Here is a 25,168-nt window from a genome sequence, read left to right on the forward strand (position 1 = left end):
GGGCGGGGGCCACGGTGCAGGAGGTCGAACATGCCTGAGGGCGACACGATCTATCAGGCGGCCAGACGACTGCGCGAAGCGATCGGCGGCGAGATCGTCACCGGATTCGACCTGCGTGTGCCGGCGTACGCGACCGCCGACCTCACCGGGAGCATCATCCATGACGTCATCCCGCGCGGGAAGCACCTGCTGCACCACATCGGCTCGGACACCCTCCACACCCACCTCAAGATGGAGGGCCAGTGGCACGTCTACCGACCGGGCGAGCGATGGCGGAAGCCGGCCTGGAAGGCGCGGGCGGTCATCGAGACGCGGGAGTGGATCACGGTCGGATTCGACCTGGGCGTTGTGGAACTGTTCCCCACCGCGGACGACGAAGAGCATTTCGGGTGGCTCGGACCGGACCTGCTCGGTCCGAACTGGGATGAGGCGGTCGCGGTCCAACGGCTCGCATCCGACCCGCGGGAGATCCACGTCGCGCTCCTCGACCAGCGCAATCTCGCCGGCCTCGGCAACGAGTACGTCAACGAGCTGTGCTTCCTGCGCGGCATCCTGCCAACCACACCGACGGCGGAGGTCGACCTGCCCGCTGCCGTCAGGCTCGGGCATCGGCTCATCACGGCCAACCGCGACCGACAGGTGCGGGTCACAACGGGAGACACCCGGCCGGGGCGGACGACGTGGGTGTTCGCCAGGGACGGTCAGCGATGCCTGCGGTGCGGCACACGCATCAAGCGCGGCAAGCTGGGGGCGGATCCGACGGCGTTGCGGGACACCTACTGGTGTCCGTCGTGCCAGCGGTGAGGGCACTTCGACAAGCTCAGTGACCGGGCGATGGGGCCGGGCGAGGGCACTTCGACAAGCTCAGTGACCGGGGCGGACGGGGAGGACCGGTCCCTGAGCTTGTCGAAGGGCCAGACGCTACAGAACCTCGTCGTCGTCCGTCGCCTCACCACGCACCATCGCAGCCCACCTGGCCAGGTACAACGCCCCGGCCTCGTCGTGGATGAGCGTCGGGTGGGTGAGCACCGGGTACGGCTTGTCCGGCACACCGTCCGCTGGCCGCACGTCGACGTGCGCAACCGGGTGACCCTGCTCGTGCAGCCAGTCGGCCATCGCGTAGTCGGTGCGGGAGTCCCCCATCGTGCGCCAGGAGATGGGCAGCGGTCCCCCATCGACTTCGAGGAGTTCGAACGCCCGCTCGGCGCCGAGGTCCTTGCCGAGGCGTGAGGACTCGATGTCCGTGGAGATGATCGTGGGGTCGATGCGGTACTGCACGAGCCCGGCCGCATCGGGGAAGCGGTCGTGGCCGTGCTCGACGCCGACGCCGTGGCTCGCGAGTTCGGTGCGCGCCTCCGTGTCGAAGTGTCCGCGGACCGCCGCGTACTGCTCCGGGCTCACATCGAGGTGCTGCTCGACCGACACCATCGCGCGCTTGGTGTAATCGAAGAAGACGGTCTCGGAGTAGCGCTCGTCGACGATGCGCTCGACCGCTTTCGGGTATCCCTCCGGCAATGCGACGGTCTCGTCGACCCGGAGTTCGTCGATGCCGTCAGCCGTGAACCGGAACCAGACGGCGCCCTTCTCGCAGATCCCGTAGAGGCGGACGCCGTCCGCGAGGCCGGCGGCCTGCAGCGGTGGGACGACGACCTCGCGCAGGAACGCATCGCTGCGACCCGTGTTGAAGGCGATCGGGATACCGGCGTTGGCGAGTGCCGCGAGGTCTGCTGCGATGCTCGGGATGTTGATCGTGCGGGTGATCGGGCTGGCGATCGGCCCGTCGACGTCGAGCAGGAGGCCGAGGATGGGGGCTGGTGCGTTCACGCTGCCAGCCTAGCCGTGGCATCGCCCGGTCCCGGCCAGCTCGTCCCAGTCGCTTCCGCTTCCGCTTCCGCGAGGGGAGGCGAAACGTCGTCCAGGGAGCCCGCGGGGGACAATGCGCCTCCCCTCGCGGAAAGGACGGGAGACCGGCATAGACTCTCCTCACCTCACGACGTCAAAGGAGATACTCGTGTTCAGCAGCCTGTTGCCCGACGTGGATGTGCCAGACCTCAGCATCTACGACTTCCTGTTCGGCTCGATCAGCGCCGTCGACCTCGACCGGGTCGCGCTCGTGGACGGAGGCTCAGGCGCTGAGACGACGTACCGTCAGCTCATCCGGCAGGTGAACGCGCTCGCCGGCGCCCTCGCGGCCCGCGGGGCCTCCGTCGGCGATGTCATCGCGCTCCACTCCCCCAACTCCCCGGCGTTCGCGGTCGTGTTCCACGGCATCCTCCGCGCGGGGGCGACCGCGACAACGATCAACGCGCTGTACACGGCAGAGGAGATCGCCGGACAGTTGCGGGACTCCAGGGCGACGATGCTGTTCACCGTGTCGCCGTTGCTCCAGCAGGCCAAGGCGGCGGCCGCGGAGGCAGGGATCGGCGAGGACCGCATCATCGTCCTCGACGGGTTCGAGGGCCACGAATCCCTCCGCGACCTCCTCTCCGAGGGTACGCCTGCCCCGGACGTGTCATTCGATCCCGCGACCCACCTCGCCGTCCTCCCCTACTCCTCCGGTACGACCGCCCGTCCGAAGGGCGTGATGCTCACGCATCGCAACCTCGTCGCGAACGTGCAGCAGTCGAGCCCGCAGCTCGGCATGGTCCCGGACGACCGCATCCTCGCCGTCCTGCCCTTCTTCCACATCTACGGGATGACGGTGCTCCTGAACCTCGCGCTGTCGAAGCGGGCGTCCCTCATCACGATGCCGCGGTTCGACCTCGTCGAGTTCCTGCGGATCATCCAGGACTTCCGCTGCACGTACATCTTCATCGCGCCGCCCATCGCCGTGGCGCTCGCGAAGCACCCGCTCGTCGACCAGTACGACCTGACGAGCATCCACACGGTCTTCTCCGGCGCCGCCCCGCTCGACGCGGCCCTCGCGCACGCGGTCCATGCACGTCTGCACTGCCGGGTCCGGCAGGGTTACGGGATGACGGAGATGAGCCCCGTGAGCCACGCGATCCCACTCGACGCACGCGGGATGTCGCTCGACTCGGTCGGGCTGACCCTGCCGAACATGGACTGCAAGATCATCGACCCGGAGACGGGCGAAGAGGTCGAGTATCCGGCGGTCGGCTCGGATGGGGTGAGCGTCGCGGGCGAACTCCTCTGCCGCGGCCCGAACATCATGGTGGGCTACCTCGGCAACGACGAGGCCACGAAGGAGACCCTGGACGCCGACGGGTTCCTGCACACTGGCGACATCGCGACGGTCTCGGGGGACGGGACGGTGCGCATCATCGAGCGGCTCAAGGAGCTCATCAAGTACCACGGCTACCAGGTGGCGCCGGCCGAACTGGAAGCGCTCCTGCTGACGCATCCCGAGGTCGCGGACGCCGCCGTGATCGGCGTCCCGGACGATGACGGGCAGGAGGTCCCGAAGGCGTTCCTCGTTGTGCAGGCAGGTACCGCCCCGACCGAGGAGGCGATCATCGCGTGGGTCGCGGAACGCGTCGCACCGCACAAGAAGATCCGACGGGTCGAGTTCATCGAGGCCGTCCCGAAGTCCGCGTCGGGGAAGATCCTGCGCAAGGACCTGCGGACCGCTGAGGCCGCGGCGCGGGCGGCGGCCGAGGCAGCGGCTCCGACCACGGCCTCCGGCGCTTAGGCTCCGACCGCGAGTTGCGCGGCGATGAGCCGATCGAACGACGCGTCCAGCCCCGGATCGACGACCTGTCGGTCCGGGTGCTGGTCATAGAAGTCGACGATCTCCTCCGCCCCCACCCAGAACGGCACCGTCGTGCGGAACTCAGGCACGATCGCCTTGATCTTGCTGTTGTCGAAGATCATCGTGTGCGCCTTGTCGCCCAGGAGCCCCGGTCCGAGCTGCGGCAGGGCCCTGGCGATGGTCGTCGACGGCACGTGGACGAGCTCCGGTTCAACGCCTGCCGCAGCCCCGATCCAGGTGTAGATCTCGTTCCAGGTCGGCGCATGGTCTCCCGTGATGTGGAACGCCTCACCGATCGCGTCCGGTCGGCCGAGCAGCCCCGTGAACCCGACGGCGAAGTCGGTGTTGTGCGTGATGGTCCACCGGCTCGTCCCGTCGCCGTGTACAACGACGGGTTTGCCGTCCCGCATGCGGGCGATGTCCGTCCAGTGGCCGATCGTGGGGATGAGCATCCGGTCGTAGGTGTGCGAGGGGCGGACGATCGTCGCGGGGAAGCCGGCATCGCGATACGCGGCCACCAGCACGTCCTCGCAGGCGATCTTGTCCCGCGAGTACTGCCACTCCGGGTTGCGCAGCGGGGTCGACTCGATGACGGGGATCCGGGCGGGAGGCGTCTGATACGCGGACGCCGAGCTGATGAAGACGTACTGGCCGGTGTGCCCGCTGAACCGGGCGACGTCCGCCTGGACCTGGTCCGGCGTGAACGCGAGGAACTGTGCGACGACGTCGAAGTCCCGGCCGCCGAGCACACCGGTGACGGCCGCCTGGTCGGCGACATCCGCCTGTAGCGCCTCGACGCCGTCCGGCAGGGCTCGCGATGTGGACCGCCCGCGATTGAGGACCGTCACCTCATGCCCGGCCGCGACCGCACGCGTCACACACGCCGAACTGATGACGCCGCTGCCGCCCAGGAACAGAACTCGTTTCGCACTCATGCGCTCATCCTGGCATGCCACCGCCCATCGACAGAAGCCGCACGACGACACCTGGGGGAAGGAGCGCGGGCGGCCGCCCTGACCTGACCGCCCGCGCCGTGGGCGTCCCGGGTTCTTCGATGCATTCGGCCAGGGCACCATGCCTGGCTCAGACCGAGGAGTGGGCGAGGACCACCCGCGTTGCCCAACGATACGTCCGGGGCATCCCCTGTTCAAGGGGTTGCGGAACGGCGTGGACGGGCTCCGCCCGGTGTCAGCGCTTGGAGCGGAACGCCGTCATGGCGGCGATCACGAGCGAGAGGAGGACGCCGGACACCATGCCCCAGAGGATGGGCGTCTCCGGACCGCCGATGAGCAGGGCGACGAGCGCGAGGACGGCGAGGAGTCCAGCGAGGATCAGCCACCCGAACCATTCCGGGCGTCCGCGTCGTGGGGTCGAGTCGTCAGGCACCGCTTCAGCCTACGCGGCGTGCGAGGCCCGCGGTCCCTGAGCCTGTCGAAGGGCCCGGCATCCACTCCGCACGTCGAAGCCCGGTCCCTGAGCTTGTCGAAGGGCGCCCTTCGACAAGCTCAGGGACCGGGAGGCTGACGTCTTGCAACACCGGGCCCTTCGACAAGCTCAGGGACCGGCTGCAGCGCGGGCTAGGCCGCGACGTCCAGGATCCAGGTCACGCCGAAGCCGTCGGTGAGCATCCCGAACCCGGGGCTCCACGCGGACGCGGCAAGCGGCTCGACGATGGACGCGCCGACGGACAGCGCCGCCCAGTACCCTTCGACCTCGTCGAGGCTCTCGCCACGGACGGACACGAAGAACGGCTGGTCCGTGACGGTCGTCCCGTTCTCACGACGCGTCGAACCGGCCGCGGGTGCGGATTCGCCGGCCGGCCCCGGGATGTCGTAGGCCATCACGCGGAAGCCCTCGTCGGTCTCGACCTGCCCGAAAACGACGTTGTCGGCGCCGGGGACGTCCTTTGGCATCCCGAAGTCGCCATAACTGGCGATGGTGATCCGACCGCCGAATACGGACTGGTAGAACTCCAGGGCCGCACGGGCGTCGCCGCGGAAGTTGAGGTGGGTGGTCGTCTTGATGGTCATGACTGCTCCTCGGTGCTGAGAGATGTGAGAGATGGTGCACGTGCCGGGCTGATTCCCGACAACACCCACTCAAACACCCGTCTAGGACAGTTTCGGTCCTCCATTCGACGTATTCTGGCGGCATGACGACAACGACCTCCCGGCTGCTCACGCTGTTGTCGCTCCTGCAGACCAGACGGGACTGGCCGGGCGCCCTCCTCGCCGAGCGGCTGGAGATCAGCCATCGCACGGTCCGGCGCGACGTCGACCGTCTCCGGGAGATGGGGTACCGCGTCGAGGCGACGATGGGGCCGGACGGCGGGTACCGGTTGGACGCCGGCAATGAGTTGCCCCCGCTGCTGTTCGACGACGAACAGGTCGTCGCGCTGACGCTCGCACTGCAGGCGGCGACCGTCACGGGTGCCGGTATCGAGGAGGCAGCCCTGCGTGCACTCACCACGGTTCGACAGGTGATGCCGTCCCGGTTGCAGCATCGTCTCGACATCCTCGAATTCGATGCGGTCCCCCGCCCGGGCGACGCCCAGGCAACGTCCGTCCCACCCGAGGTGCTCATCGCGCTGTCGGCCGCCGTTCGTGCCCATGAGGTGCTCCGATTCGACTATGCGAGCCGCCGCATCGACGCAGGCAGCACCGGCGAGGGCCGCGCCCCGGATGCCGCACGCACCACACCCGGCGCAGCCGACCCAGTCCCGCCCCGCCGTGTCGAGCCGCACCACCTCATCACCTCCCAGGGCCGCTGGTTCCTCCTCGCCTGGGATCTCGACCGTGACGCGTGGCGGATCTTCCGTGCGGACCGCATCAGCCCGCGGACCCCGAGCGGCCCCAGATTCGTGCCGCGGGAGATCCCGGGCGGCGACGCGCGGGCGTACGTCTCCGCCCGGTTCAAGGGATCCGACCGGGTGGACGCCTGGCCGTGCACCGGCACCGTCATCCTGCATCAGCCGGCGAGCGCTGTGCTCCCCTTCGCCGGCGACGGCATCGTCGAGGAGGCCGGCGCCGATCGATGCCGCTACACGGTCGGCTCCTGGTCCTGGGCTGCCCTCGCCGCGTCCCTCGGCCGCTTCGACACCGAAATCGACGTGGTCGGCCCGCCGGCACTCGCCGAGGCGTTCGCCAGGCTCGGCGAGCGCAACATCGCGACGGCACGCAGGGCGGCGCAGGCATAGATTGGTTCTGCGCCCACTCGGGTGGATTCAGGTCGGAGGAAACACCATGCAGCATCGCACACTGGGCCGGCAGGGCCTCGAGGTCTCAGCACTGGGATACGGCGCGATGGGCATCTCCGTCGCCTACGGACCGGGCGACGAGCAGGCGGGCATCGCCGCGATCCACCGGGCGCATGAGCTCGGCGTGACGTTCTTCGACACGGCGGAACTCTACGGCTGGGGTGAGAACGAGCAGATCGTCGGACGAGCGGTGCGGAGCTTCCGCGACGAGATCGTGCTCGCGACGAAGTTCGGCTTCACCCCCGACTACGGCAGGGACAGCCGACCGGAGCACATCCGCGAGGTCGCCGCGAAGAGTCTCCGCCTCCTCGGAGTCGACCACATCGACGTGCTGTACCAGCACCGTGTGGACCCTGAGGTGCCGATCGAGGACGTCGCCGGCACGGTGAAGGAACTCATCGATGCCGGTCTGGTGAGGTATTTCGGGCTGAGCGAGGCGGATGCCGAGACCGTCCGGCGCGCACACGCGGTGCAGCCGGTTTCGGTGCTGCAGAGCGAGTATTCGCTGTTCGAGCGCGATGTGGAGCAGGTGCTCCCGACGCTCGACGAGCTGGGCATCGGGTTCGTCCCGTACTCCCCGCTCGGCCGCGGATTCCTGACCGGCACCGCGAAACCGGCCGCGGACTACGACGAGGACGACCTGCGCCGCAGGGACGCGCGCTGGCAGCCGGGGAACTTCGAGAAGAACGTCGCCGCGACCGCGCAGCTGACCGATCTGGCGGCGTCGAAGGGCGCGACCGTCGCGCAGCTCGCACTCGCCTGGCTCCTTGCGCGGGGCGAGCACATCGTCCCGATCCCCGGCACACGCTCGGCCCGCCGCGTCGAGGAGAACCTCGGGGCGCTGGACGTCACGCTCGACGCGGCCGACCTGGCACGCATCGCGGAGGTCCTGCCGACCGGCGGGTTCGGCGCACGCTTCGTCGCAGGGCCACGCCCCGTCACGGAGTGACCAACGGCAGCAGCGCTCAGTGCCCGGCGGCAGCAGCGCTCAGTGGCCAGCGGCAGCAGCGCTCAGTGGCCGGAGAGCATCTCCGCGCTGCGATCCCACAGTTCACGAGCGAGCGCCTGGTCCGATGCCTGCCGGCCGGATCGTGCGACGGCCCGCTTCGCGTAGTACTCGCCAGGCGTCCAGTCGATGCCCGGCTGCGTCTCGGCGAGCCAGAACAGTGTGTCGGCGCCCTCCACGGGCGTCGTCATCAGCCGCCTGCCGAGTGCGGTCCCGTACATGAGCCGCATCGCGCCGTCCGGCGAGTTCGAGAAGTTCGTCGCGATGACGCCGGGGTGGAACGCCGCTGCGGAGATCCCGTCGGCCCCGTGCCGGCGCTGCAGTTCGCGCGTGAACAGCACCTGCGCGAGCTTCGCGTTGCCGTAGGCCTTCGTCGCCCGGTACGACCGTTCGGCGTCGAGGTCGGTGATGTCGAGCTTCGAGAACAGTCGACTCGCGGCGCTCGAGGTGTTGATGACGGTCGCCTCGGAGGCGATCAGCCGATCCAGCAGGAGCGTCGTGAGGAAGTACGGCGCGAGGTAGTTCACCTGGAAGGTCTGCTCGTGGCCGTCCTGAGTCGTCGTCCTGGCCCCGAAGATGCCGCCGGCGTTGTTGGCGAGGACGTCGATGCGGTCGTACCGCTCGCGCAGCTCGTCCGCGAGGCGTCGGACCTGGGCCAGCTCCGCGAAGTCGGCGAGCAGGAAGTCCGCACCGATCTCCTCCGCGACGGCCTGTGTCTTCGCGGGTGAACGCCCCACGACGACGACGTGCTCGCCAGCCGTCCGGAATGATCGAGCTGCGGCGGCGCCGATGCCGTCGCTCGCCCCGGTGACGACGATCGTGCGTCCGACCATCAGACGGATCCGGCCGGCGGCCACACGCCGATGATGACCGCCATGATCATGATCGTCACGAACTCGTGCGCCACGTTCAGCACCGTCAGGCCCGTCGGTCTCCCGTCGAACGCGTCGTGGGTGATGAAGCGCGCTGCGGTGAATCCCGCCCAGAGGGCGAGGCCGGTGAGGAGCGCGATGGCGAGGAAGCTGCCGCCGAAGAAGCTCCACGCCACGAACACGGCGGCCGAGAGCACCCACGCGGTCACGAAACTCACCACGACGGTCACGAGGATCGGACGGATCGCGTCCTTCGCGTCGCCGGACGGGGTGACGTTCGCGGCCTTCATCCAGTAGTTGCCGAACACCTTCGGCGTGTACCAGATCGATCCGACGACCATGCTCGACGCGGTCGCGAGCAGTACGGTCCAGTAGTTGATCTCCAGCATGACCGGTCCTTTCGACGCCGCAACTGGTGCGGGCGTCCGAGTGTATCGTCGTGGCGGCGCCGATGGCAGGGGGAATCCCCGTTCGCTGCACGCTCGGTCGGCACCCATCCACCACCTGCAGGAAAAATCAAGACCTGGCGCGCGCTGCCGCCTGATCCGAGACTTGCGGCATGTCCCCCGACACCAACATATTTCCCGGTGCTGCCGATGCACCGGGGCACGTTGAACTCGACGTCGGCGTCGACGCGGCACTCGCCGCGTCGCTCCGTACGATCGACTACCCTGCGACGCGGGAGGACCTCCTCCGCATCGCCGCAGAGGACCGCCTCCCGCAAGCGGACGTCGACTCGCTCCGCACCCTGCCCGAGCACAGTTACGAGGGGACGTTCCACGTCCTGCGCGCCATCGAGGCCGCCCATCGGAACCGTTCGGTCGGCGGCCCGCCATGACCACGCGGCACCCGGGTCCCGAGGAATTCGGGTTCGACGTCGTCCCGTCCTCCACCGGTCTCTGGGAGGTCCGCTTCACCGGCACCGACCACGTCGCGGGCGTCGTCACCCAGGACGCAGACGGCTTCCACGTGCATGACGGACTCGACGCGCACCTCGGGGTGTTCCCCACCCTCGACCGCGCGCTCACGCGGCTCTACGGCAACGACTGACGTGTGCTGTCAACCCCTCGCCCATCCGCCGCTCGCGCTCGTAGCCTCGGTTGACGCGGCCCGCACCGGTGCCGCGACGACCCTGAGGAGCAGCCCATCACATGGTGATCGACCAGTACAGCTTCGACGACCCGACCAAGCGCTACCAGCGGATCGCACCGCCTGAGCAGCACCAGCCGGAGCCGGGACTCGACGCGGACCTGGAGCCACGGGCCGACCTCGGCGAGCACAGCTACCGCGGCACGGGCAGACTGCTCGGACGGAAGGCGCTCGTCACGGGAGCGGACTCCGGCATCGGGGCGGCCACGGCGCTCGCGTTCGGGCGGGAGGGGGCGGACGTCGCGCTCTCCTACCTCCCGGCCGAGCAGGAGGACGCCGAGCGGATCATCGCGCTCATCGAAGCTGCGGGCGGGAAGGCGATCGGGATACCGGGCGACATCAGTGATCCGGAGTTCTGCCGGCGACTCGTCCACGAGGCGGTGCACGGGCTGGACGGACTCGACCTGCTCGTCAACAACGCCGGCAAGCAGGTGTACTCCGAACGGCTGGAGGACCTGTCCGACGAGCAGTTCGAGCAGACGTACCGCACAAACGTCTTCGCGATGTTCTGGATCACAAAAGCGGCGCTGCCGCACCTCGGCCCCGGGTCGACGATCATCAACACAACATCGATCCAGGCCTACAATCCGTCACCGATCCTCGTGGACTACGCCTCGACGAAGGCGGCGATCAACGCTTTCACGAAGTCACTCGCGCAGCAGCTCGCCGAGCGTGGCATCCGGGTGAACGCCGTGGCTCCCGGACCGATCTGGACGCCGTTGCAGGTGTCGGACGGGCAGCCGCAGGAGAAGATCGTGGCGTTCGGTCAGGCGACGCCGTTCGGACGGGCCGGTCAGCCGGCCGAGCTCGCCCCTGCCTACGTGTTCCTGGCCTCGGCTGAATCGAGCTATGTCTCGGGAGAGACGCTCAACGTGAACGGCGGTTCGCCGACGCCGTAGCGGGCGGGCCGCAGAAGCGACCGAGCCGCAGAAGCGGGGACGGTCAGCGAGGCTTGACGGTCTTGATCGAACCCGTGTGCGCGGCAGCCTGTCCGTTCGCGGCGTCGTCGACCTCCGGGCCGATGCGGAGGTCGCCGGTCTTGTTGGCCTCCTGCATCATGGCTTCGAGCCACGCGCGATTCAGCTCGGGCCGGTTCTCGTCGTCGAACTCGAACTGCAGCGAGATCGACGGGTGCACCCAGATCGACACGCGACCGCCGCCGGAGTCCTCCCCGCGCTGCCACGACACCGTGAAGGACTCGTTGCGGCGCAGCTTCATCACCGTGATCGACTTGACATGGGCGAGCGTGCGGTCGTCCAGTTCCAGCTCTCGCGCGGAGCTGCCGTAGATCAGTCTGCCCATGGGATGTTCCTCACTCGTTGGAATGGCGCTCGGCCGCGGGATGCGTCCCGCAACCGTGCGCGTGAGCCTCTCGGCACGGACCAATCGTACGGGTCGGGTTGCCTTCGAGCACCCGACACCACAAGATGCCGACAGATGTCGGAAACAGGTCCCGGTCGGCGGAAACGACCGCGACTCCCGCACCCGCTGGGAATCCGCTGTCCCGCGCTCGGGACGCTCGCGCGGGAGTCGGGCGTCCTGCCAGCTTGTGCCTGGTGCGACACGCACCCACGGCGAAGGGGTTGCGATGTCGGCTGCACGATCGAGGGGAATGCTCGCTGTCCGAGGCGGCATCGGCATCGGCGGGGCGCTCGTCCTCGCGGTCCTGCTGAGCGCGTGCACGGCGCCGACCACCCCCGAGAGCAGCCCGACCTCCAGCGCTCCGACGACCGAATCCACCAGTTCGGAACTCGCCGCCCCGACCTTCCGACTGCCGCTCGGTTGCGACGACCTCGTCTCCACGACGGACGCCGCCGAGGCACTGCGGGCACCGGCGACGCTCGTCACCTGGCCCTCGACAGCAGACCACGCGAGCCTCGACGACATCGCCGTCACCGCCGCTGGCGGCCTCGTCTGCCAGTGGACGGTCGAACCGGACAACTTCAGCCCGACCATCACGACCGAAACCTACCCTGCGCCGCGGATGGTCGTCCAGGTGCTCCCGGACGCAGCGTCCACCTGGAACCCCGGGTGGCAGGACGATGCGGAAGCGACCGACACACGGGACTTCGGGACGACCAAGGCGTTCGCATCCTGCGGCGACATCGGCTGCCGCGCAAACGCGCTCGTCGGTTCGAATTGGGTGCAGATCCTGATCTACAACCCGGGCGCACAGCTCACAACGACGTCGCTCGGGTCGCCGGACGAGACCTTCGCACACGCGACACCCGCGTTCACCTCACTCTTCGATCGACTCGCGTCCGCCGGCGAGCCCGCACCTGCGTGGACCCCGCCGACGTCGGCGAAGCCGGTCGCCTCCAGTTGTGACGCGCTCCTCCCGACCGACGCCGCGGCGACGGCGCTCGGCGGCGACAACGGCGATGCCGGTGACGGGTACGTCGCGCAGGAACCGCAGAAACTGCCGTCGGTCCAGACGGTCGCTGTACAGGACATCGGCGCCCTCGGCTGCGTGTACGGCCCGGTCGGAACGAGCGCCGTGATCGCACCCCTCACCATCACGGCCGTGCCCGGCGGCGCGTGGATCGCGCCCAAGATCCTGTCGAACATCCCGACCGGCAGCACGCAGGCCGCCGTGCAGCTCACCGGTCTGCCGTCCTCGGACACCGCGATCCTGTGGTGCGGGGTCAACGACCAGCAGTGCCAGGTGCTCTTCAGCCTGAACGGTCAGGGCATCGACGTCACGACGAACGCTCTGCAGGACTCACCCGTCTCGGCGCACGACGCCGCAATCGCAGCTGCGGAGGCGATCATCGCCCGGCCGTGAGGGCAGAGTCAGCACTCCACGACGTTGACCGCGAGCCCGCCCAACGCGGTCTCCTTGTACTTCGACGACATGTCGCGGCCCGTCTCGCGCATCGTGACGATGACCTCGTCGAGGGACACCCGATGGGTGCCGTCGCCCCAGAGCGCCATCTTCGCGGCGTTGATCGCCTTCGCTGCGGCGATCGCGTTCCGCTCGATGCAGGGGATCTGCACGAGCCCGCCGATCGGATCGCACGTCAGCCCGAGGTTGTGCTCCATCGCGATCTCGGCCGCGTTCTCGACCTGCTCAGGCGTCCCGCCGAGGACTTCGGCGAGTCCGGCGGCCGCCATAGACGATGCCGAGCCGACCTCGCCCTGGCATCCCACCTCCGCACCGGAGATCGATGCCTGCTCCTTGTACAGGACGCCGACCGCACCGGCGGCGAGCAGGAACCGGACGACGACCTCGTCCCGCTGCTCCGGCGTCGCCGCATCCATGCCGGGGCCGTAGTGGGTGGCGTAGAACATGACCGCCGGGATGATGCCGGCCGCACCGTTCGTCGGCGCCGTCACGACCCGGCCTCCCGACGCGTTCTCCTCGTTGACGGCGAGCGCCACGAGGTTCACCCATTCCTGCCAGAACTTCGGATCCCGATCCGGGTCCTCAGCACGCAGGCGGGTGTGCCACGCCGGCGCGCGTCGCCGCACGTCGAGACCGCCTGGCAGCGGCCCGGTGCGTTCCAGACTCGAGTTCTTGCACGCCTCCATCACGTCGCGGATGTGCAGGAGCCCGCTGCGCACCTCGTCCTCCGAGCGCGTGACGAGCTCGTTCCGGAGCATCACCCCGCTGAACGGCACACCCTCCGCCCGGCAGTGGCCGAGCAGCTCCGCCGCCGTGCGGAACGGCAGTGGCACAGCGGCGTCCGGCACGACCGGGCCAGTCCTCGCAACGGGCGTCCCGTCCTCCCGCACCACGAACCCGCCGCCGACCGAGTAAAACACCGCCTCGTGGAGCACCTCGCCCACAGCGTCCCGCACGGCGAACCGCATGCCGTTCGTGTGGCGTTCGAGGACCGTCAACGGGTGCAGCGCGATGTCGTCGACCGCGAAGCGCAGCGAGACACCGCGGCCGAACCGCAGCGTCCCCGTCGCGGCGAGCGCCCCGAGACGCTCCTCGACCTCCTCCGGCAGGATCTCCTCCGGACGGTACCCCTCCAGCCCCAGCAGCACAGCCGTCATCGTGCCGTGTCCACGTCCCGTCGCGGCGAGCGAACCGTACAGGTCGACGTCGAGCGCGGCCACCGCATCGAGGACACCAGCGTCACGGACGTCGTCGACGAACACGGATGCGGCGCGCATCGGCCCCACCGTGTGCGAACTCGACGGACCGATGCCCACCGAGAACAGGTCGAACACGCTGATGGTCATGCTGCCGCCACCCGGGATGCTGGTGCGTTGGTCATGGGAACTCCGATGCTGTGGCGCGCTGGTGCGCGACCGATGGTCGAGTCCCTCCCCGCTCTGTATCGGACCTGAGAGTTTCCGCGATCCCCTGGCGGGAGAACGCTTGCACCGTCGGTGAGCGACGAGATCGTCACTGCTTTCCAGAGTCGCCGAGCTGCTGCGGTACAGGGGCCTGAGAGATTCCCGGGGAGGATTTGCTCCTACGGCGCCCGCCCGATGATGCAGGACGGAACTCTCCCGCAGCTGCTCGAAGGCGTGTGATGTTGTGCTGTGCACGATACACGATCGTGCAGAGTCGGAGAATGCCTGGAAGTCCCGCTGGCGACGCTCTAGCCTGGTGCCAGACCCGTACGATCGGCGGCTGCTGGAGCCGACGTTGATGCGCGGGCGACGAAGGAGTCGACATGAGCGATCAGAACCTCGAGAACGCAGACATCAACAACCCTGGTCCGCACGACGAAGCCGTCGACGAGGCGGTGCTCACGAACGCGAGCATCAACAACCCCGGCCCGCACGACGAAGCCGTCGACGAGGCGGCGCTCGCCAACCCGAGCATCAACAACCCCGGCCCGCACGACGAAGCGATCGACGACGCGGAGGCCGAGGAGACCGCGACGATCACGAACCCCGGTCCAGACGAGAGCCAGATCCCGCATCACGGGCACCACAAGCACTAGCGCTCAGGCCCGGTCCGGCCCGGTCGCTGGGCCTGTCGACACTTCGACAAGCTCAGTGACCGGGTCTCGCTCAGCGACCGGACTTGGTCCCTGAGCCTGTCGAAGGGCCCGAACCAGCGCAGTCGTCACCCCCGGTCCCTGAGCTTGTCGAAGGGCCCGACCCCGCGCAGTCGTCACTTCGACAAGCTCAGTGACCGGGTCACGCTCAGCGACCGGGTCTCGAAGGGCCCACGATCCTCGGCACCACCCGCACGAGCACCACCATGCCGACGAGTTCCACAAGCGTCTGCGTCACCACCGCGAGCGGAGCGATCGCGAGCGACGTCGGCAGCGAGAGCGCGAGCGGCAGCACCACCAGCGAGTTCCGCGTCGCACCGCTGAACACGAGTGCCCGCCCGGCCGGCGCGTCGAGTCGGGCCGGGCGCCACACGAGCGCACCGACGACCACCATCACCACGAGGAACGCCACGAACAGCGGCACCACCCGCAACAGGGCAACCGCCTGTTCACCCACCGCGGCGATCTGCGACCCGACGACGACCGCGAGCGTCAGCATCATGATCGGCACCATCGCGCCCTCCATCACCCGCATGATGCCTGCACCGATCGCGGATCGCCCGGCCACCGCCTGCACGATCGCAGCCGCGACGAGCGGCACCACGATGAGCAGCAGGAACGCCTCCACAAACGGCTCGACCTCCACGAGCGCGACGGCGTCGGCACCGGCGAACAGCCAGAGATAGCCCGGCAGCAGCACGATCTGCAGCAGCATCAGCACGGGCGCCGCCGCGAGCAGCCGGTCCCGCGCACCGCCGGCGAGGCCAGTGAACACGATGACGTAGTCCACGCACGGCGTCAGCAGGACCAGCAGGACACCGATGAGCAAGCCACGGTCGTCGGTCACGAAGCGCGACAGTCCGAACACCACGATCGGCACGATCCCGAAGTTCACCAGCAGCACCGTGACGAAGAAGCGCCCGTCCCGGAACGCACGGCCGATCATCGTGAGCGGCACGCCGAGGAACGTGGCGAACAGGAGCAGGATGAGCGCGGGATTGATCGATGCCGCGAGCCCGGGCGCGGACGACGGCGCGACGAGGCCGACGACCCCACCGAGGACGATCGCCGCGAGATACAGCGGGATCTGCCGTCGGTCCCACCATGTGACGATCCGCTGCATCCCCACAGCCTAGGGACTGCCGAACCCTGCGGCCTTCCGTCGCCCGCAAACCCGTTGACTGCGAGTGCGCTCGAAGTCGTAGTCTGGCCGACATGACACGTACACAACACCGCATCGGCTCCGGATTCGACGCTTCGACCACGGCCGCAGAGGTCCTCGAGGGCATCGATCTGACCGGCAAGCTCGCCATCGTGACCGGCGGATACTCCGGCCTCGGCAAGGAGACCGTCCGTGCGCTCGTCGGCGCCGGCGCAGACGTCGTCGTCCCCGCACGCCGCGTCGAAGCCGCCCGCGAAGAGCTCGCGGACATCGACGGATCCGCAGAACACGTCGAGGTGGACGAGATGGACCTCTCCGACCTGGCGAGCGTGCGCGCGTTCGCCGAGCGGTTCCTGGCCTCTGGCCGCAGCATCGACATCATCATCGACAACGCCGGTGTGATGGCCGCCCCGGAAACTCGCGTCGGTCCTGGTTGGGAGCTGCAGTTCGCCACGAACCACCTCGGACACTTCGCCCTCGTCAACCTGCTGTGGCCGGCCGTCGTCAAGGGCGGGTCGTCTCGTGTCATCGCGACCTCCTCGTCGGCGCACCATCGCTCCGCCATCCGTTGGGACGACATCGACTTCACCACCGGCTACGACAAGTGGGCGGCGTACGGGCAGGCGAAGACCGCGAACGCCCTGTTCGCCCTGCAGCTCGACGAGCTGGGCAAGGCGGAGGGCGTCCGCGCGTTCTCGGTGCACCCCGGCGGGATCCTCACGCCACTGCAGCGGCACCTCCCGCGCCAGGAGATGGTCGCCGCCGGTTGGATGGATGAGGACGGCAATCCGACGAACCCCGCATTCAAGTCGCCGGAGCAGGGTGCAGCGACCCAGGTGTGGGCTGCGACGTCGCCGAAACTCGACGGGCTCGGCGGGCTGTTCCTGGAGGACGTCGAGGTCGCTGTGCCGGCTGCGGAGGCCGTCGCCCCGGCCTCGGGGGTCTCGGCGCACGCCATCGATCCGGCTGAGGCGGAACGTCTCTGGGCGCTGTCGGCGGAGCGCACCGGCGTCAACGCCTTCGCCGGCTGATCTGCGGCTGATCTGCGGCTGATCTCCGGCACTCCGCGGGCTCGTCGAGGCGCCTAAGCCTCGAGGAGCCCGCGGATGTCATCGGCTGAGAGGGAGCTGCTGAAGACGGCGTCGTCGTCGAGGACGGCGTCGAACAACTTCGACTTGCGTTCCTTGAGCGCCATGACCTTCTCCTCGATCGTGCCGCGGGCGACGAGCCGGTAGACCATCACGTTGCCGGTCTGGCCGATGCGATGGGTCCGATCGATCGCCTGCGACTCCGAGGCGGGGTTCCACCACGGATCGAGCAGGAACACGTAGTCCGCCTCGGTCAGGTTGAGGCCGAACCCGCCGGCCTTGAGGCTGATGAGGAACACGGGCGCGTCACCGCCGCGGAACCGCTCGATGATCTCCGGGCGGCGCAGACTCGAACCGTCGAGGTACTCGTAGGCGATGCCCTGCGCGTCGAGCCGTTCGGCTGCCTTCTTGAGGAACGTCGTGAACTGGCTGAACACGAGCGAGCGGTGCCCCTCTGCGATGACATCGTCCAGTTGTTCCAGCAGTGTGTCCAGCTTGCTCGACGGGATGCCGGCGTACTCCTCGTCGACGAGGGTCGCGTCGAGACTCAGCATCCGCAACAGCGTGAGGGATCGGAACACGATGAACCGGTTGCGATCGAGGTCTTCGATGAGCCCGAGGAGCTTCTGCCGCTCCTTCTGGAGGACCGTGTCGTAGAGCTTGCGGTGCTTCGGCGCGAGATCCACGTACAGGACCTGTTCCTGCTTCGGCGGCAGCTCCGGGGCGACGAGCTCCTTCGTCCGGCGCATCATGAGCGGTCTGATCCGCCGGCGGAGCGTCGCGAGCAGGACCGTGTTGATCTCCCGCTCGATGGGGCGCACGAATCGCTCGGCGAATCGGTGCGGCGAGGGGAAGAGCCCGGGGGCGACGACGGCGAACAGCGACCACAGCTCCATGAGGTCGTTCTCGAGTGGCGTGCCGGTGATGGCGAGCTTGAACGGGGTGTCGATGGCCATGGCGCACTCGTGCAGCTTGGCTCGGTGGTTCTTGACGAATTGGGCCTCGTCGAGGATGAGCCCGGACCAGTTCATGGCACGGTATCGCTCGGTGTCGAGGCGGAAGAGCGCGTAGCTGGTCACCACGATGTCGGCGCCGTCAGCGATCTCGGCGAGACTCGTCCTGCCCTTCGCCTCCGTTGTGGAGACTGTCCGGACCGTGAGCTCCCTCGTGAACCTGCCCGCTTCGGCGAGCCAGTTGGACACGACCGATGTGGGTGCGACCACCAGGAAGGGCGGCGCTTCCGGCTCACTCGTCTGCCGAGCGTGCGCGATGAGCGCGAGCGCCTGCAGCGTTTTGCCGAGCCCCATGTCGTCGGCCAGGATGCCACCGAGCCGGTGCTCCCAGAGGAACGCGAGCCAGTGGAATCCCTCGAGTTGATATGGGCGGAGGCTCGCATCGAGCCCGACCGGGATCGGTGTCTCCGGGACCGATTCGAGGTCGTTGAGTCCAGCGACGGCGTCGCGCCAGGCGACCGCCTGGACCGTCTCCTCCGCGAGGTCTTCGAACTCGTCCCACAGGCTCGCCTGGTACCGGCTGATCTTCGGGCCGGTGGCCTCCCATTCGCGGAGCGCCCCGGCCTCTTCGAGCAGTTCCTTGAGGCGGTCGAAGGACGGATGGTCGAGCGAGAGATAGGTGTGATCCACCATGAGCAGCTTCTTCTCGCCCTTGGACAGGGCTTTGAACAGCGGCCCGAAGGGGATGCGGTACCCGGCGAGGTTGACCACGATGCCGAGGTCGAACCAGTCCCGCTGATCGCTTTCGACCGTCGTGATCGTGAGGTGGGGGTCTCCGCGCAGTTCCCGGTACTCCGGGCGGGTGCCGACGATGTCGACCCTGACGCCGTCGACCCCCTGGATGACCGGGAGGGTGTGCTCGCTGAACACGGCGGCGTCGTATCCACGGAGGTTCGTCCGGCCGGACGGCGGCCAGGCGACGGACGGGCTCGTGTTCGTGGGGCCCGGCCGGTCGGTCAATCCGACGAGCGGAGCCGCGCCTTCGGCAGCATCGTGCGCGGCGAGCGCGGCGGCGGCGTCGAGGGCTTCCCCGACCCGTTCGAGCACCTCGAGTTCGGCTCGGACGTCACGCAGCACCTCGTCGTCGCCGTCCGCTGCCGGTGCGCCCAGGCGGTCGACCGGCACGTATGCGACGGCCTGATCGGGTGCGTACACCCAGGACCAGTCGAGTTGCAGGGCGTGCTTCGCGCCGTAGGCCGCGGTCAGGACGAGGACGGGAGGGACGATCTCGGGCAGCGGCAGCGAGCCGTCGTCGCTCGTCAGCTCGATCGCGCGGCGGAGCTTCGGCACGTAGTCGACGAGGAACTCCTCCACTTCCCCCGGCGGCACCGTCGTCGGCGTCGTCGGGCCGAGCAGTGCGCGTTGCTCAGCGGTCAGTGGCGACGTCGTCGGCGCGATGACGATGTCCACCTCTGGAGCGAGGCGGTAGCTGTAGAGGCCGTGGCCGCCGATCGTGCCGGAGGTGGACGGGTCCACGGGGAGGCCGTCGACGGAGGTGGCCGGGGACAGGACGAGCGTGCCGTCGTCGTCCACCGCTGCATCGAGTCTGACCGTCGCGTCTGTTGCGACGGTCACACGGCCCTTGCCGTTGCCGGAGACCGTGAGGGCGACGCCGATCTCGGCCGCCTCCGCGAGCAGATGCCACAGGATGGGACTGTGGAAGTCGTCCAGGAAGAGCCAGTCGCTCTCCTGCCCGGTGTACGCACCGCGGGTGGCGCGGTGCAGCGCCTGGAACTGGGTGAACCACCGATGGTGCTCCGGCATCAAACCGAGGCGGTTGCTCTGATGCGCGAACGACGCCCAGGTCACGTTCGCCTTGACGTACTTCCCCGTCTCCTTGCGGATGACCGGACGGACCGCGAGCCTCCGCGCGAGCAACGGATCAGGTTCCCCCTTCGCGGTGACCGTCGTGGGTCCGCGCCACCGCTCGGTTGATCGTGGGGACATCTCCCTGACCTCGAACTGCAGCCCCATGGGTGTCGTCTGGGCCGGCCTCCCGGTTCCCGGTGATGCGGCAAGAGCGCCGACGACGGTGCGCCAACTGGGCGGCTCCGGCTCAGGCAGAGGGTCTTCCGCCCACCCCGTCATCGCCCTGGCGGAGGAGAAGTCGAGCGGATCCGGATCGTGATCGCCGCTGTACAGCGGACGCCTCGCCTGGATGCGCTCCGCGAGGTCGTCGAGCGCTGCGGCGAACTCGGGCGAATCAGCGGCGGCGCGCGCGGCTGTGCCCGCCGTTCCCCGACCGGCCGCTCGCCCCGGGAGCGTCCACCTGTCGGTGCTCCCCTCTTCTCGCAGGCGGGCGGCGTTGCTGCTGAGGAGCGTCGCCGCGACGTGTTTGCAATCGCCCATCATAGGGCAGTCGCAGTCGCTCCGGACGATCTTGGCGAACCCATTGACCTGCGGACCGAGGCTGATGTGGCAGATGTAGGGCAGCATCGCCGTCCCGAACACGCGTCCGGTGACCCGCTCGGTGGCCGGGTCCCAGTCGACAGCAGTGACGTTGCCGTCCTTGGCGTAGTGCCGTCCGCGGTCGAACGCCGCGCGCCCCACCATCCGGACGATGTCGGTGACATCGACGAGTGGAGAGGCTTCGGCTGGCATGTTCCCCATGCTCTCACGCGAGGCCGACACGTCGACCCCTGCCCGTCGCCTGTGGATGGATCACGATCTGTCCACAGCCCGCGGCCCCGATCCCGCCCGCACCGCGGGATCGTAGAATGAAGCAATGACTTCCTCGCCCGACGCCGCTTCCGAGTCCGTTCCAGAGTCCGTCCAGGACTTCGGCGCCGGCATCGACGCCACCGATCTCGAGACCACGCTGCGCGTCCTCGAGTACATGGCCGGCATGGACGAGGAGCACCCCGACTACATCACGGTCCGCCGTGCGACCGCCAAGATGTTCAAGGCGGTCAAGAAGGAGCGCCGCCTCGGCAAGCGGGCGGCCATCGCTGACGCCGATCGCGCCGTCATCGCCGCCACCGCGACGGGCGCACCGGACCGCATCGACGACGAGACGCGCGGCATCCCGCTCTCTACCAGCACGGAGGCGCCCGTCGCCGGCGAGCTCCTCGTGCCGCGCAACTGCTACATCTGCAAGCAGCCGTACACGCTCGTCGACGCGTTCTACCACCAGCTCTGCCCTGACTGCGCGGCCATGAGCCACAAGAAGCGGGATGCACGCACCGACCTCACTGGGAAGCGCGCGCTCCTCACGGGCGGCCGGGCCAAGATCGGCATGTACATCGCCCTCCGCCTCCTCCGCGACGGCGCGCACACGACGATCACGACCCGCTTCCCACGTGACGCCGTCCGCCGCTTCTCCGCCCTTCCCGATTCCGCGGACTGGCTGCACCGTATTCGCATCGTCGGCATCGACCTCCGCGACCCGGCCCAGGTCATCGCGCTGGCCGACTCGGTCGCGGAGCAGGGCACACTCGACATCCTGATCAACAACGCCGCGCAGACCGTCCGCCGCACGAAGGGCTCCTACCAGCCGCTCGTCGACGCCGAGCTCGCTCCGCTGCCGGACGGCCCGCTCCCCGAGCTCGTCACCTTCGGCCACACGAACGACCAGCACCCGCTGTCGCTCGCGGCCTCCGTCTCCGCGCACCCGATCCTCGCGGCCGCTGCCGCCAAGGCCGAGGCGCTCACGGAGGCGGCGATGTCGGCCGGTTCGTCCTCGCTCGAGCGTCTGGCCGCTGGAACGGCGATCGACGCCGGCGGCCTCCTCCCCGACCACGATCACGTCAACAGCTGGACCCAGAACGTCGAAGAGGTCGATCCGCTCGAGATGCTGGAGGTGCAGCTGGCCAACACGACGGCGCCGTTCATCCTCGTGAGCCGCTTGCGGCCCCAGCTCGCAGCATCGCCGTCGAAGCACACCTACGTCGTCAACGTCTCCGCGATGGAGGGCGTCTTCGGGCGCGGATACAAGGGTCCGGGACACCCGCACACGAACATGGCGAAGGCCGCCGTCAACATGCTCACGCGCACGAGCGCACGGGAGATGTTCGAGACGGACGGCATCCTCATGACGAGCGTCGACACCGGCTGGATCACCGATGAGCGGCCTCATCCCACCAAGGTGCGCCTCGCGGAGGAGGGCTTCCACGCACCGCTCGACCTCGTCGACGGCGCCGCCCGCGTCTACGACCCCATCGTCCGCGGCGAGGCCGGCGAGGAGCTCTTCGGCGTCTTCCTCAAGGACTACGCGCCGTCCTCCTGGTGACGCGCGCCGCCGATGCCCGCCGCCGATGTGTTGAGTACGCACGTGTTCGCCTCACCGAGCTGGGCACCGCCGTGCTGAGCGTTGACGTGTTGGGCGTTGACGTGTTGAGCCCTGACGTGCTGAGCGCCGTCGGTCTGGGAGCTGACCGTGCTGGGAGCTGACGCTGTCGCGTACCTGCGTGCCGCCGACATCGGTACCCGCGTTGTGGTCAGGTATCACCTCGGCGACGGGGCGACCGACGCACTCGGCGATCTGCTGTCCTGCGACGCCTCGGTCTGCGTCATCGACACGAAGCGCGGTCCTGCGACCGTCCAGCTCGCCGCCGTCATCGCAGCCAAGCCGGTGCCGCCGCCACCTGCCCCGCGCACGCGTCGTCCCCCGCTCCCGCGCTAGCTCGCCCGCCCCGCTCCTATCCCCTCGCCCACCGGCCCCCACTGGTTGTCCTCTGTCCAGAATTCCGGAACTCTCAAGCCGATTTCGCGAAAATCCTCGGATTTCGGCCCCGAGGGGTCACAAACTGCTTCAGAGTTCCGGAATTGCGAACATCCGCGACGCTTCGGCCCCTCTCTCGGATCCGCAGCCAGATCGTCACAACTCCTTCAATTCGACCCCGCGCCGACGGCAGATCCGCGGAATTCCGCGGAAGGCATCGATCAACCGGTGCGATTTGAAGGAGTTATGACGGTGGCGTCAGTACTCTCGGCTCGGGGACGAGCGGCGATGTCGGACGTCAGGCCGCAGGCGCCTGCGAGATCCGCACGAGGTTGCCGGAGGGGTCGCGGAACGCGCAGTCGCGGGGACCCCACGGCTGTTCGATCGGCTCCTGCAACACCTCGGCACCGGCCGCACGAGCCTGCTCGAATGTCGCATCGAGGTCGTCGGTGCGGAACACGATGTTCGGCAGGACGCCCTTCGTGAGGAGCTCCTGGAGCGCGTCGCCGTCGGCCTGGGACCGGCCGGCGTGCGGCGTCGACAGGACGATCTCGATGCCCGGCTGGGCGGCGCTGCCGAGGGTGATCCAGTGGAAGCCGCCAGAGGCGACGTCGTTGCGGACCTCGAAGCCGAGGGCGTCGCGGTAGAAGGCGACCGCCTCATCGGTGTCGTTGACCGTGATGTTCACGTACTGCAGTTGAATGCTCATGGCAGCAACTCTAAGCAGCGCTGCCAGGCGTCGCTTCTCGATTCCTGCTCGATGGACGCGCCTCGCCACGCGCGGGCCGCGTCGTCACCTTCGCGACGCACGCCGGCATCGCGACGACCGCCTCATGCGTGCGCGCCCGGTAGGCGGTCGGCGTCTCCCCAGTGATCTCGCTGAAGCGCGAGCTGAACGATCCGAGCGAGGTGCAGCCGACGGCGAAGCATGCGTCGGTGACGCTCGTCCCGGCACGCAGCATCGCCATCGCGCGTTCGATGCGGCGGGTCATGAGGTAGCTGTACGGCGTCTCCCCGTATGCGGCTTTGAAGCGGCGGGAGAAGTGCGCCGGCGACATAAGGGCGCGTCTGGCGATCGTCGGCACGTCGAGCGGGCGGGCGAACTCGCGGTCGATGAGGTCGCGCGCACGACGCAGATGCGCGAGATCGGCGAGATCCTCCGGGGTCATGTGCTCGACGGTACCACCAGATTCCCGGCGGAGCACCTGGATCGATGACGGTGCTTCCGGGCATACTGCTGGAGGCGCGATGTCGGCTCCAACCGGCATCGACCGAGACGGCTGCCACCGATCGACGGCGGCCGGGACAGACCTGGACCGACCGACGGGGGAACGCATGGCATACCGCAGCATCGAGACGAGTGAGACCTTCGCAGCCGAACCTGCCGAGATCTGGCGGCTGCTCGTCGACCCGCGGATCCAGCTCGAGGATCACCCGGTCACGATCGAGGGGCCCGCATCGTTCGTCGGAGCCGTCGGGGAGCGGTGGGTGGAGCAGCACGGCCCGGAGTGCGACGATGACCGGGTCGAGTGGACCGTCATCGAAGCGGAGTTCCCCACCAGATACCGGATGCGCGGGCGCCAACGCGGCATCACCCAGACGTCCGGGTACACACTGCAAGCGGTCGACGGCGGGACGCTCGTGATCGACCGGCTCGTGTTCGGCGCCAGTTTCGCCGGCCGGTTCCCGCAGCAGTTGTTGCCGTGGGCCCTGCTCGCAACGGGCCTCCTGCCGCGCATCCTGGAGGGCGAGGGCGAAGTCTTCAGCGGGATCGAACGGGAGCTCGCGAAGCGCTGATCGAGACGACTGCGGCTTCGTCGCGCGTCGGTAAGCCGCTGCCCGGAGGAGGTGTCGGCCGAAGAGCCAGCCTAGGTGCCGGCCGATGGGCCGCCCACCGCCCGCCCGCCTCTGCCAGCATCCGGCGCCCCATATGCTGAGTCCGTGACCCCCAACGCCGATGCGTCGCCCCGCAGAATCGAACTGACCCTCAGGAAGCCCTGGCTCGGTTGGTTCCCTAAGCCCACGGTCGTGTTCGAGGGGCGCGGGCATCCCGCGCAGTGGGGCACCGGCACCTGGCAGCTCCGGTCCCCGGACGCGACGACGATCGAGGTCTACCTCTACAACCGGATGTGGCGGTTCGGCGAGGCGAGCGCGACGGTCGCGGGGGCCGACGCGGACGTGAATACAAAGACAGATTCCGCCGCCCCAGTGTCACTCGTCTACCGCGCACCGTGGCTCCCGTTCCTCCGCGGCAGCTTGCAGGCATCGCGGACCTGACCACGAGCCCAC

Annotated in this window: 26 protein-coding genes and 2 riboswitches; of the genes, 14 read left to right on the plus strand and 12 right to left on the minus strand. The window is 68.8% G+C overall.

Features of this window, described 5'->3' with window-relative positions:
• Positions 1 to 30: 30 nt before the first annotated feature.
• Positions 31 to 804 (plus strand): DNA-formamidopyrimidine glycosylase family protein, encoded by a 774-nt coding sequence (locus ACL9RL_RS03205; protein WP_422778771.1) that lies wholly within the window; start codon positions 31 to 33, stop codon positions 802 to 804.
• A gap of 117 nt (positions 805 to 921) precedes the next feature.
• On the opposite strand, the gene ACL9RL_RS03210 is transcribed toward ACL9RL_RS03205, so the two are convergent.
• Positions 922 to 1,824, minus strand: coding sequence for a hypothetical protein (locus tag ACL9RL_RS03210; protein ID WP_422778772.1), 903 nt, complete (start codon positions 1,822 to 1,824; stop codon positions 922 to 924).
• A gap of 187 nt (positions 1,825 to 2,011) precedes the next feature.
• Between ACL9RL_RS03210 and ACL9RL_RS03215 the strand changes: the two genes are divergently transcribed.
• Entirely contained in the window at positions 2,012 to 3,652 is a 1,641-nt protein-coding gene (locus ACL9RL_RS03215; RefSeq protein ID WP_422778773.1) for an AMP-binding protein, read from the plus strand.
• On the opposite strand, the gene ACL9RL_RS03220 is transcribed toward ACL9RL_RS03215, so the two are convergent.
• The 3 genes from ACL9RL_RS03220 to ACL9RL_RS03230 form a co-directional block, all read right to left on the minus strand.
• Complete coding sequence (locus ACL9RL_RS03220; protein WP_422778774.1) at positions 3,649 to 4,647, minus strand: SDR family oxidoreductase; 999 nt, start codon at positions 4,645 to 4,647, stop codon at positions 3,649 to 3,651. The two genes, ACL9RL_RS03215 and ACL9RL_RS03220, sit on opposite strands and share 4 nt — an antisense overlap.
• A gap of 253 nt (positions 4,648 to 4,900) precedes the next feature.
• Positions 4,901 to 5,098 (minus strand): hypothetical protein, encoded by a 198-nt coding sequence (locus ACL9RL_RS03225; protein WP_422778775.1) that lies wholly within the window; start codon positions 5,096 to 5,098, stop codon positions 4,901 to 4,903.
• Positions 5,099 to 5,289: 191 nt separating this feature from the next.
• The gene (locus tag ACL9RL_RS03230; RefSeq protein ID WP_422778776.1) at positions 5,290 to 5,742 is read right to left on the minus strand and encodes a VOC family protein; all 453 of its coding nucleotides are present in this window, start codon (positions 5,740 to 5,742) and stop codon (positions 5,290 to 5,292) included.
• A gap of 122 nt (positions 5,743 to 5,864) precedes the next feature.
• Between ACL9RL_RS03230 and ACL9RL_RS03235 the strand changes: the two genes are divergently transcribed.
• Complete coding sequence (locus ACL9RL_RS03235; protein WP_422778777.1) at positions 5,865 to 6,908, plus strand: helix-turn-helix transcriptional regulator; 1,044 nt, start codon at positions 5,865 to 5,867, stop codon at positions 6,906 to 6,908.
• 46 nt (positions 6,909 to 6,954) lie between these two features.
• Positions 6,955 to 7,917, plus strand: coding sequence for an aldo/keto reductase (locus tag ACL9RL_RS03240; protein WP_422778778.1), 963 nt, complete (start codon positions 6,955 to 6,957; stop codon positions 7,915 to 7,917).
• Between the two features lie 62 nt (positions 7,918 to 7,979).
• Here the strand turns inward: ACL9RL_RS03240 and ACL9RL_RS03245 are convergent, their stop codons facing one another.
• A complete protein-coding gene (locus ACL9RL_RS03245) occupies positions 7,980 to 8,807 on the minus strand; it encodes an SDR family NAD(P)-dependent oxidoreductase (RefSeq protein ID WP_422778779.1) in 828 nt (275 codons plus the stop codon).
• Positions 8,807 to 9,235, minus strand: coding sequence for a DUF1761 domain-containing protein (locus ACL9RL_RS03250; RefSeq protein WP_422778780.1), 429 nt, complete (start codon positions 9,233 to 9,235; stop codon positions 8,807 to 8,809). The genes ACL9RL_RS03245 and ACL9RL_RS03250 overlap by 1 nt, the downstream gene beginning before the upstream one ends.
• 170 nt (positions 9,236 to 9,405) lie before the next feature.
• Between ACL9RL_RS03250 and ACL9RL_RS03255 the strand changes: the two genes are divergently transcribed.
• The 3 genes from ACL9RL_RS03255 (at position 9,406) to ACL9RL_RS03265 (ending at position 10,894) form a co-directional block, all read left to right on the plus strand.
• On the plus strand, positions 9,406 to 9,684 hold the full coding sequence (locus ACL9RL_RS03255; RefSeq protein ID WP_422778781.1) for a DUF2795 domain-containing protein: 279 nt from the start codon (positions 9,406 to 9,408) through the stop codon (positions 9,682 to 9,684).
• Positions 9,681 to 9,896 carry a hypothetical protein gene (locus ACL9RL_RS03260; protein WP_422778782.1) on the plus strand — a complete coding sequence of 72 codons (216 nt, stop codon included), beginning with the start codon at positions 9,681 to 9,683 and terminating at the stop codon, positions 9,894 to 9,896. Before ACL9RL_RS03255 ends, ACL9RL_RS03260 begins: the two co-directional genes overlap by 4 nt.
• A 104-nt stretch (positions 9,897 to 10,000) precedes the next feature.
• Positions 10,001 to 10,894 carry an SDR family oxidoreductase gene (locus ACL9RL_RS03265; protein WP_422779206.1) on the plus strand — a complete coding sequence of 298 codons (894 nt, stop codon included), beginning with the start codon at positions 10,001 to 10,003 and terminating at the stop codon, positions 10,892 to 10,894.
• 43 nt (positions 10,895 to 10,937) lie between these two features.
• On the opposite strand, the gene ACL9RL_RS03270 is transcribed toward ACL9RL_RS03265, so the two are convergent.
• Positions 10,938 to 11,297, minus strand: a complete 360-nt coding sequence (locus tag ACL9RL_RS03270; RefSeq protein ID WP_422778783.1) for a hypothetical protein — start codon at positions 11,295 to 11,297, stop codon at positions 10,938 to 10,940.
• A gap of 310 nt (positions 11,298 to 11,607) precedes the next feature.
• Between ACL9RL_RS03270 and ACL9RL_RS03275 the strand changes: the two genes are divergently transcribed.
• On the plus strand, positions 11,608 to 12,780 hold the full coding sequence (locus tag ACL9RL_RS03275; protein WP_422778784.1) for a hypothetical protein: 1,173 nt from the start codon (positions 11,608 to 11,610) through the stop codon (positions 12,778 to 12,780).
• 8 nt (positions 12,781 to 12,788) lie between these two features.
• Here the strand turns inward: ACL9RL_RS03275 and ACL9RL_RS03280 are convergent, their stop codons facing one another.
• Positions 12,789 to 14,186 (minus strand): L-serine ammonia-lyase, encoded by a 1,398-nt coding sequence (locus tag ACL9RL_RS03280; RefSeq protein WP_422778785.1) that lies wholly within the window; start codon positions 14,184 to 14,186, stop codon positions 12,789 to 12,791.
• Between the two features lie 83 nt (positions 14,187 to 14,269).
• Positions 14,270 to 14,372: riboswitch (glycine riboswitch) on the minus strand.
• A riboswitch (glycine riboswitch) is annotated at positions 14,373 to 14,472 on the minus strand. It lies immediately after the preceding riboswitch.
• Positions 14,473 to 14,626: 154 nt separating this feature from the next.
• Here ACL9RL_RS03280 and ACL9RL_RS03285 point away from each other — a divergent pair.
• Positions 14,627 to 14,899, plus strand: a complete 273-nt coding sequence (locus ACL9RL_RS03285; RefSeq protein ID WP_422778786.1) for a hypothetical protein — start codon at positions 14,627 to 14,629, stop codon at positions 14,897 to 14,899.
• 205 nt (positions 14,900 to 15,104) lie between these two features.
• On the opposite strand, the gene ACL9RL_RS03290 is transcribed toward ACL9RL_RS03285, so the two are convergent.
• A complete protein-coding gene (locus tag ACL9RL_RS03290; RefSeq protein WP_422778787.1) occupies positions 15,105 to 16,079 on the minus strand; it encodes an arsenic resistance protein in 975 nt (324 codons plus the stop codon).
• Positions 16,080 to 16,171: 92 nt separating this feature from the next.
• On the opposite strand from ACL9RL_RS03290, the gene ACL9RL_RS03295 reads away from it, so the two are divergent.
• Positions 16,172 to 17,149, plus strand: a complete 978-nt coding sequence (locus tag ACL9RL_RS03295; RefSeq protein WP_422778788.1) for an SDR family NAD(P)-dependent oxidoreductase — start codon at positions 16,172 to 16,174, stop codon at positions 17,147 to 17,149.
• A 53-nt stretch (positions 17,150 to 17,202) separates the two neighbouring features.
• Here the strand turns inward: ACL9RL_RS03295 and ACL9RL_RS03300 are convergent, their stop codons facing one another.
• Positions 17,203 to 20,820 carry an SNF2-related protein gene (locus tag ACL9RL_RS03300; protein WP_422778789.1) on the minus strand — a complete coding sequence of 1,206 codons (3,618 nt, stop codon included), beginning with the start codon at positions 20,818 to 20,820 and terminating at the stop codon, positions 17,203 to 17,205.
• 124 nt (positions 20,821 to 20,944) lie between these two features.
• Here ACL9RL_RS03300 and ACL9RL_RS03305 point away from each other — a divergent pair, with 124 nt between their 5' ends.
• Together ACL9RL_RS03305 and ACL9RL_RS03310 are read left to right on the plus strand one after the other, a co-directional pair.
• Entirely contained in the window at positions 20,945 to 22,447 is a 1,503-nt protein-coding gene (locus ACL9RL_RS03305) for an SDR family NAD(P)-dependent oxidoreductase (RefSeq protein ID WP_422778790.1), read from the plus strand.
• Between the two features lie 147 nt (positions 22,448 to 22,594).
• Positions 22,595 to 22,840 (plus strand): ferrous iron transport protein A, encoded by a 246-nt coding sequence (locus tag ACL9RL_RS03310; protein ID WP_422778791.1) that lies wholly within the window; start codon positions 22,595 to 22,597, stop codon positions 22,838 to 22,840.
• A 337-nt stretch (positions 22,841 to 23,177) separates the two neighbouring features.
• Here the strand turns inward: ACL9RL_RS03310 and ACL9RL_RS03315 are convergent, their stop codons facing one another.
• A complete protein-coding gene (locus ACL9RL_RS03315; RefSeq protein WP_422778792.1) occupies positions 23,178 to 23,588 on the minus strand; it encodes a VOC family protein in 411 nt (136 codons plus the stop codon).
• 10 nt (positions 23,589 to 23,598) lie between these two features.
• Entirely contained in the window at positions 23,599 to 24,048 is a 450-nt protein-coding gene (locus tag ACL9RL_RS03320; RefSeq protein WP_422778793.1) for a helix-turn-helix transcriptional regulator, read from the minus strand.
• Between the two features lie 166 nt (positions 24,049 to 24,214).
• Here ACL9RL_RS03320 and ACL9RL_RS03325 point away from each other — a divergent pair, with 166 nt between their 5' ends.
• Both ACL9RL_RS03325 and ACL9RL_RS03330 read left to right on the plus strand, forming a co-directional pair.
• On the plus strand, positions 24,215 to 24,676 hold the full coding sequence (locus ACL9RL_RS03325) for an SRPBCC family protein (protein ID WP_422778794.1): 462 nt from the start codon (positions 24,215 to 24,217) through the stop codon (positions 24,674 to 24,676).
• A 144-nt stretch (positions 24,677 to 24,820) separates the two neighbouring features.
• The gene (locus ACL9RL_RS03330; protein ID WP_422778795.1) at positions 24,821 to 25,156 is read left to right on the plus strand and encodes a hypothetical protein; all 336 of its coding nucleotides are present in this window, start codon (positions 24,821 to 24,823) and stop codon (positions 25,154 to 25,156) included.
• The last annotated feature ends 12 nt before the right edge of the window (positions 25,157 to 25,168 follow it).

This window comes from Plantibacter sp. Mn2098 (assembly GCF_049319745.1).
GTDB lineage: Bacteria > Actinomycetota > Actinomycetes > Actinomycetales > Microbacteriaceae > Plantibacter.

Coding starts and splice junctions, on each gene's coding strand:
- ACL9RL_RS03205 (WP_422778771.1), top strand. CDS start 31: ATGCCTGAGGGCGACACGATCTATCAGGCGGCCAGACGACTGCGCGAA.
- ACL9RL_RS03220 (WP_422778774.1), bottom strand. CDS start 4,647: ATGAGTGCGAAACGAGTTCTGTTCCTGGGCGGCAGCGGCGTCATCAGT.
- ACL9RL_RS03230 (WP_422778776.1), bottom strand. CDS start 5,742: ATGACCATCAAGACGACCACCCACCTCAACTTCCGCGGCGACGCCCGT.
- ACL9RL_RS03235 (WP_422778777.1), top strand. CDS start 5,865: ATGACGACAACGACCTCCCGGCTGCTCACGCTGTTGTCGCTCCTGCAG.
- ACL9RL_RS03240 (WP_422778778.1), top strand. CDS start 6,955: ATGCAGCATCGCACACTGGGCCGGCAGGGCCTCGAGGTCTCAGCACTG.
- ACL9RL_RS03245 (WP_422778779.1), bottom strand. CDS start 8,807: ATGGTCGGACGCACGATCGTCGTCACCGGGGCGAGCGACGGCATCGGC.
- ACL9RL_RS03250 (WP_422778780.1), bottom strand. CDS start 9,235: ATGCTGGAGATCAACTACTGGACCGTACTGCTCGCGACCGCGTCGAGC.
- ACL9RL_RS03255 (WP_422778781.1), top strand. CDS start 9,406: ATGTCCCCCGACACCAACATATTTCCCGGTGCTGCCGATGCACCGGGG.
- ACL9RL_RS03260 (WP_422778782.1), top strand. CDS start 9,681: ATGACCACGCGGCACCCGGGTCCCGAGGAATTCGGGTTCGACGTCGTC.
- ACL9RL_RS03270 (WP_422778783.1), bottom strand. CDS start 11,297: ATGGGCAGACTGATCTACGGCAGCTCCGCGCGAGAGCTGGAACTGGAC.
- ACL9RL_RS03275 (WP_422778784.1), top strand. CDS start 11,608: ATGCTCGCTGTCCGAGGCGGCATCGGCATCGGCGGGGCGCTCGTCCTC.
- ACL9RL_RS03280 (WP_422778785.1), bottom strand. CDS start 14,186: ATGACCATCAGCGTGTTCGACCTGTTCTCGGTGGGCATCGGTCCGTCG.
- ACL9RL_RS03285 (WP_422778786.1), top strand. CDS start 14,627: ATGAGCGATCAGAACCTCGAGAACGCAGACATCAACAACCCTGGTCCG.
- ACL9RL_RS03290 (WP_422778787.1), bottom strand. CDS start 16,079: ATGCAGCGGATCGTCACATGGTGGGACCGACGGCAGATCCCGCTGTAT.
- ACL9RL_RS03295 (WP_422778788.1), top strand. CDS start 16,172: ATGACACGTACACAACACCGCATCGGCTCCGGATTCGACGCTTCGACC.
- ACL9RL_RS03300 (WP_422778789.1), bottom strand. CDS start 20,820: ATGCCAGCCGAAGCCTCTCCACTCGTCGATGTCACCGACATCGTCCGG.
- ACL9RL_RS03305 (WP_422778790.1), top strand. CDS start 20,945: ATGACTTCCTCGCCCGACGCCGCTTCCGAGTCCGTTCCAGAGTCCGTC.
- ACL9RL_RS03315 (WP_422778792.1), bottom strand. CDS start 23,588: ATGAGCATTCAACTGCAGTACGTGAACATCACGGTCAACGACACCGAT.
- ACL9RL_RS03320 (WP_422778793.1), bottom strand. CDS start 24,048: ATGACCCCGGAGGATCTCGCCGATCTCGCGCATCTGCGTCGTGCGCGC.
- ACL9RL_RS03325 (WP_422778794.1), top strand. CDS start 24,215: ATGGCATACCGCAGCATCGAGACGAGTGAGACCTTCGCAGCCGAACCT.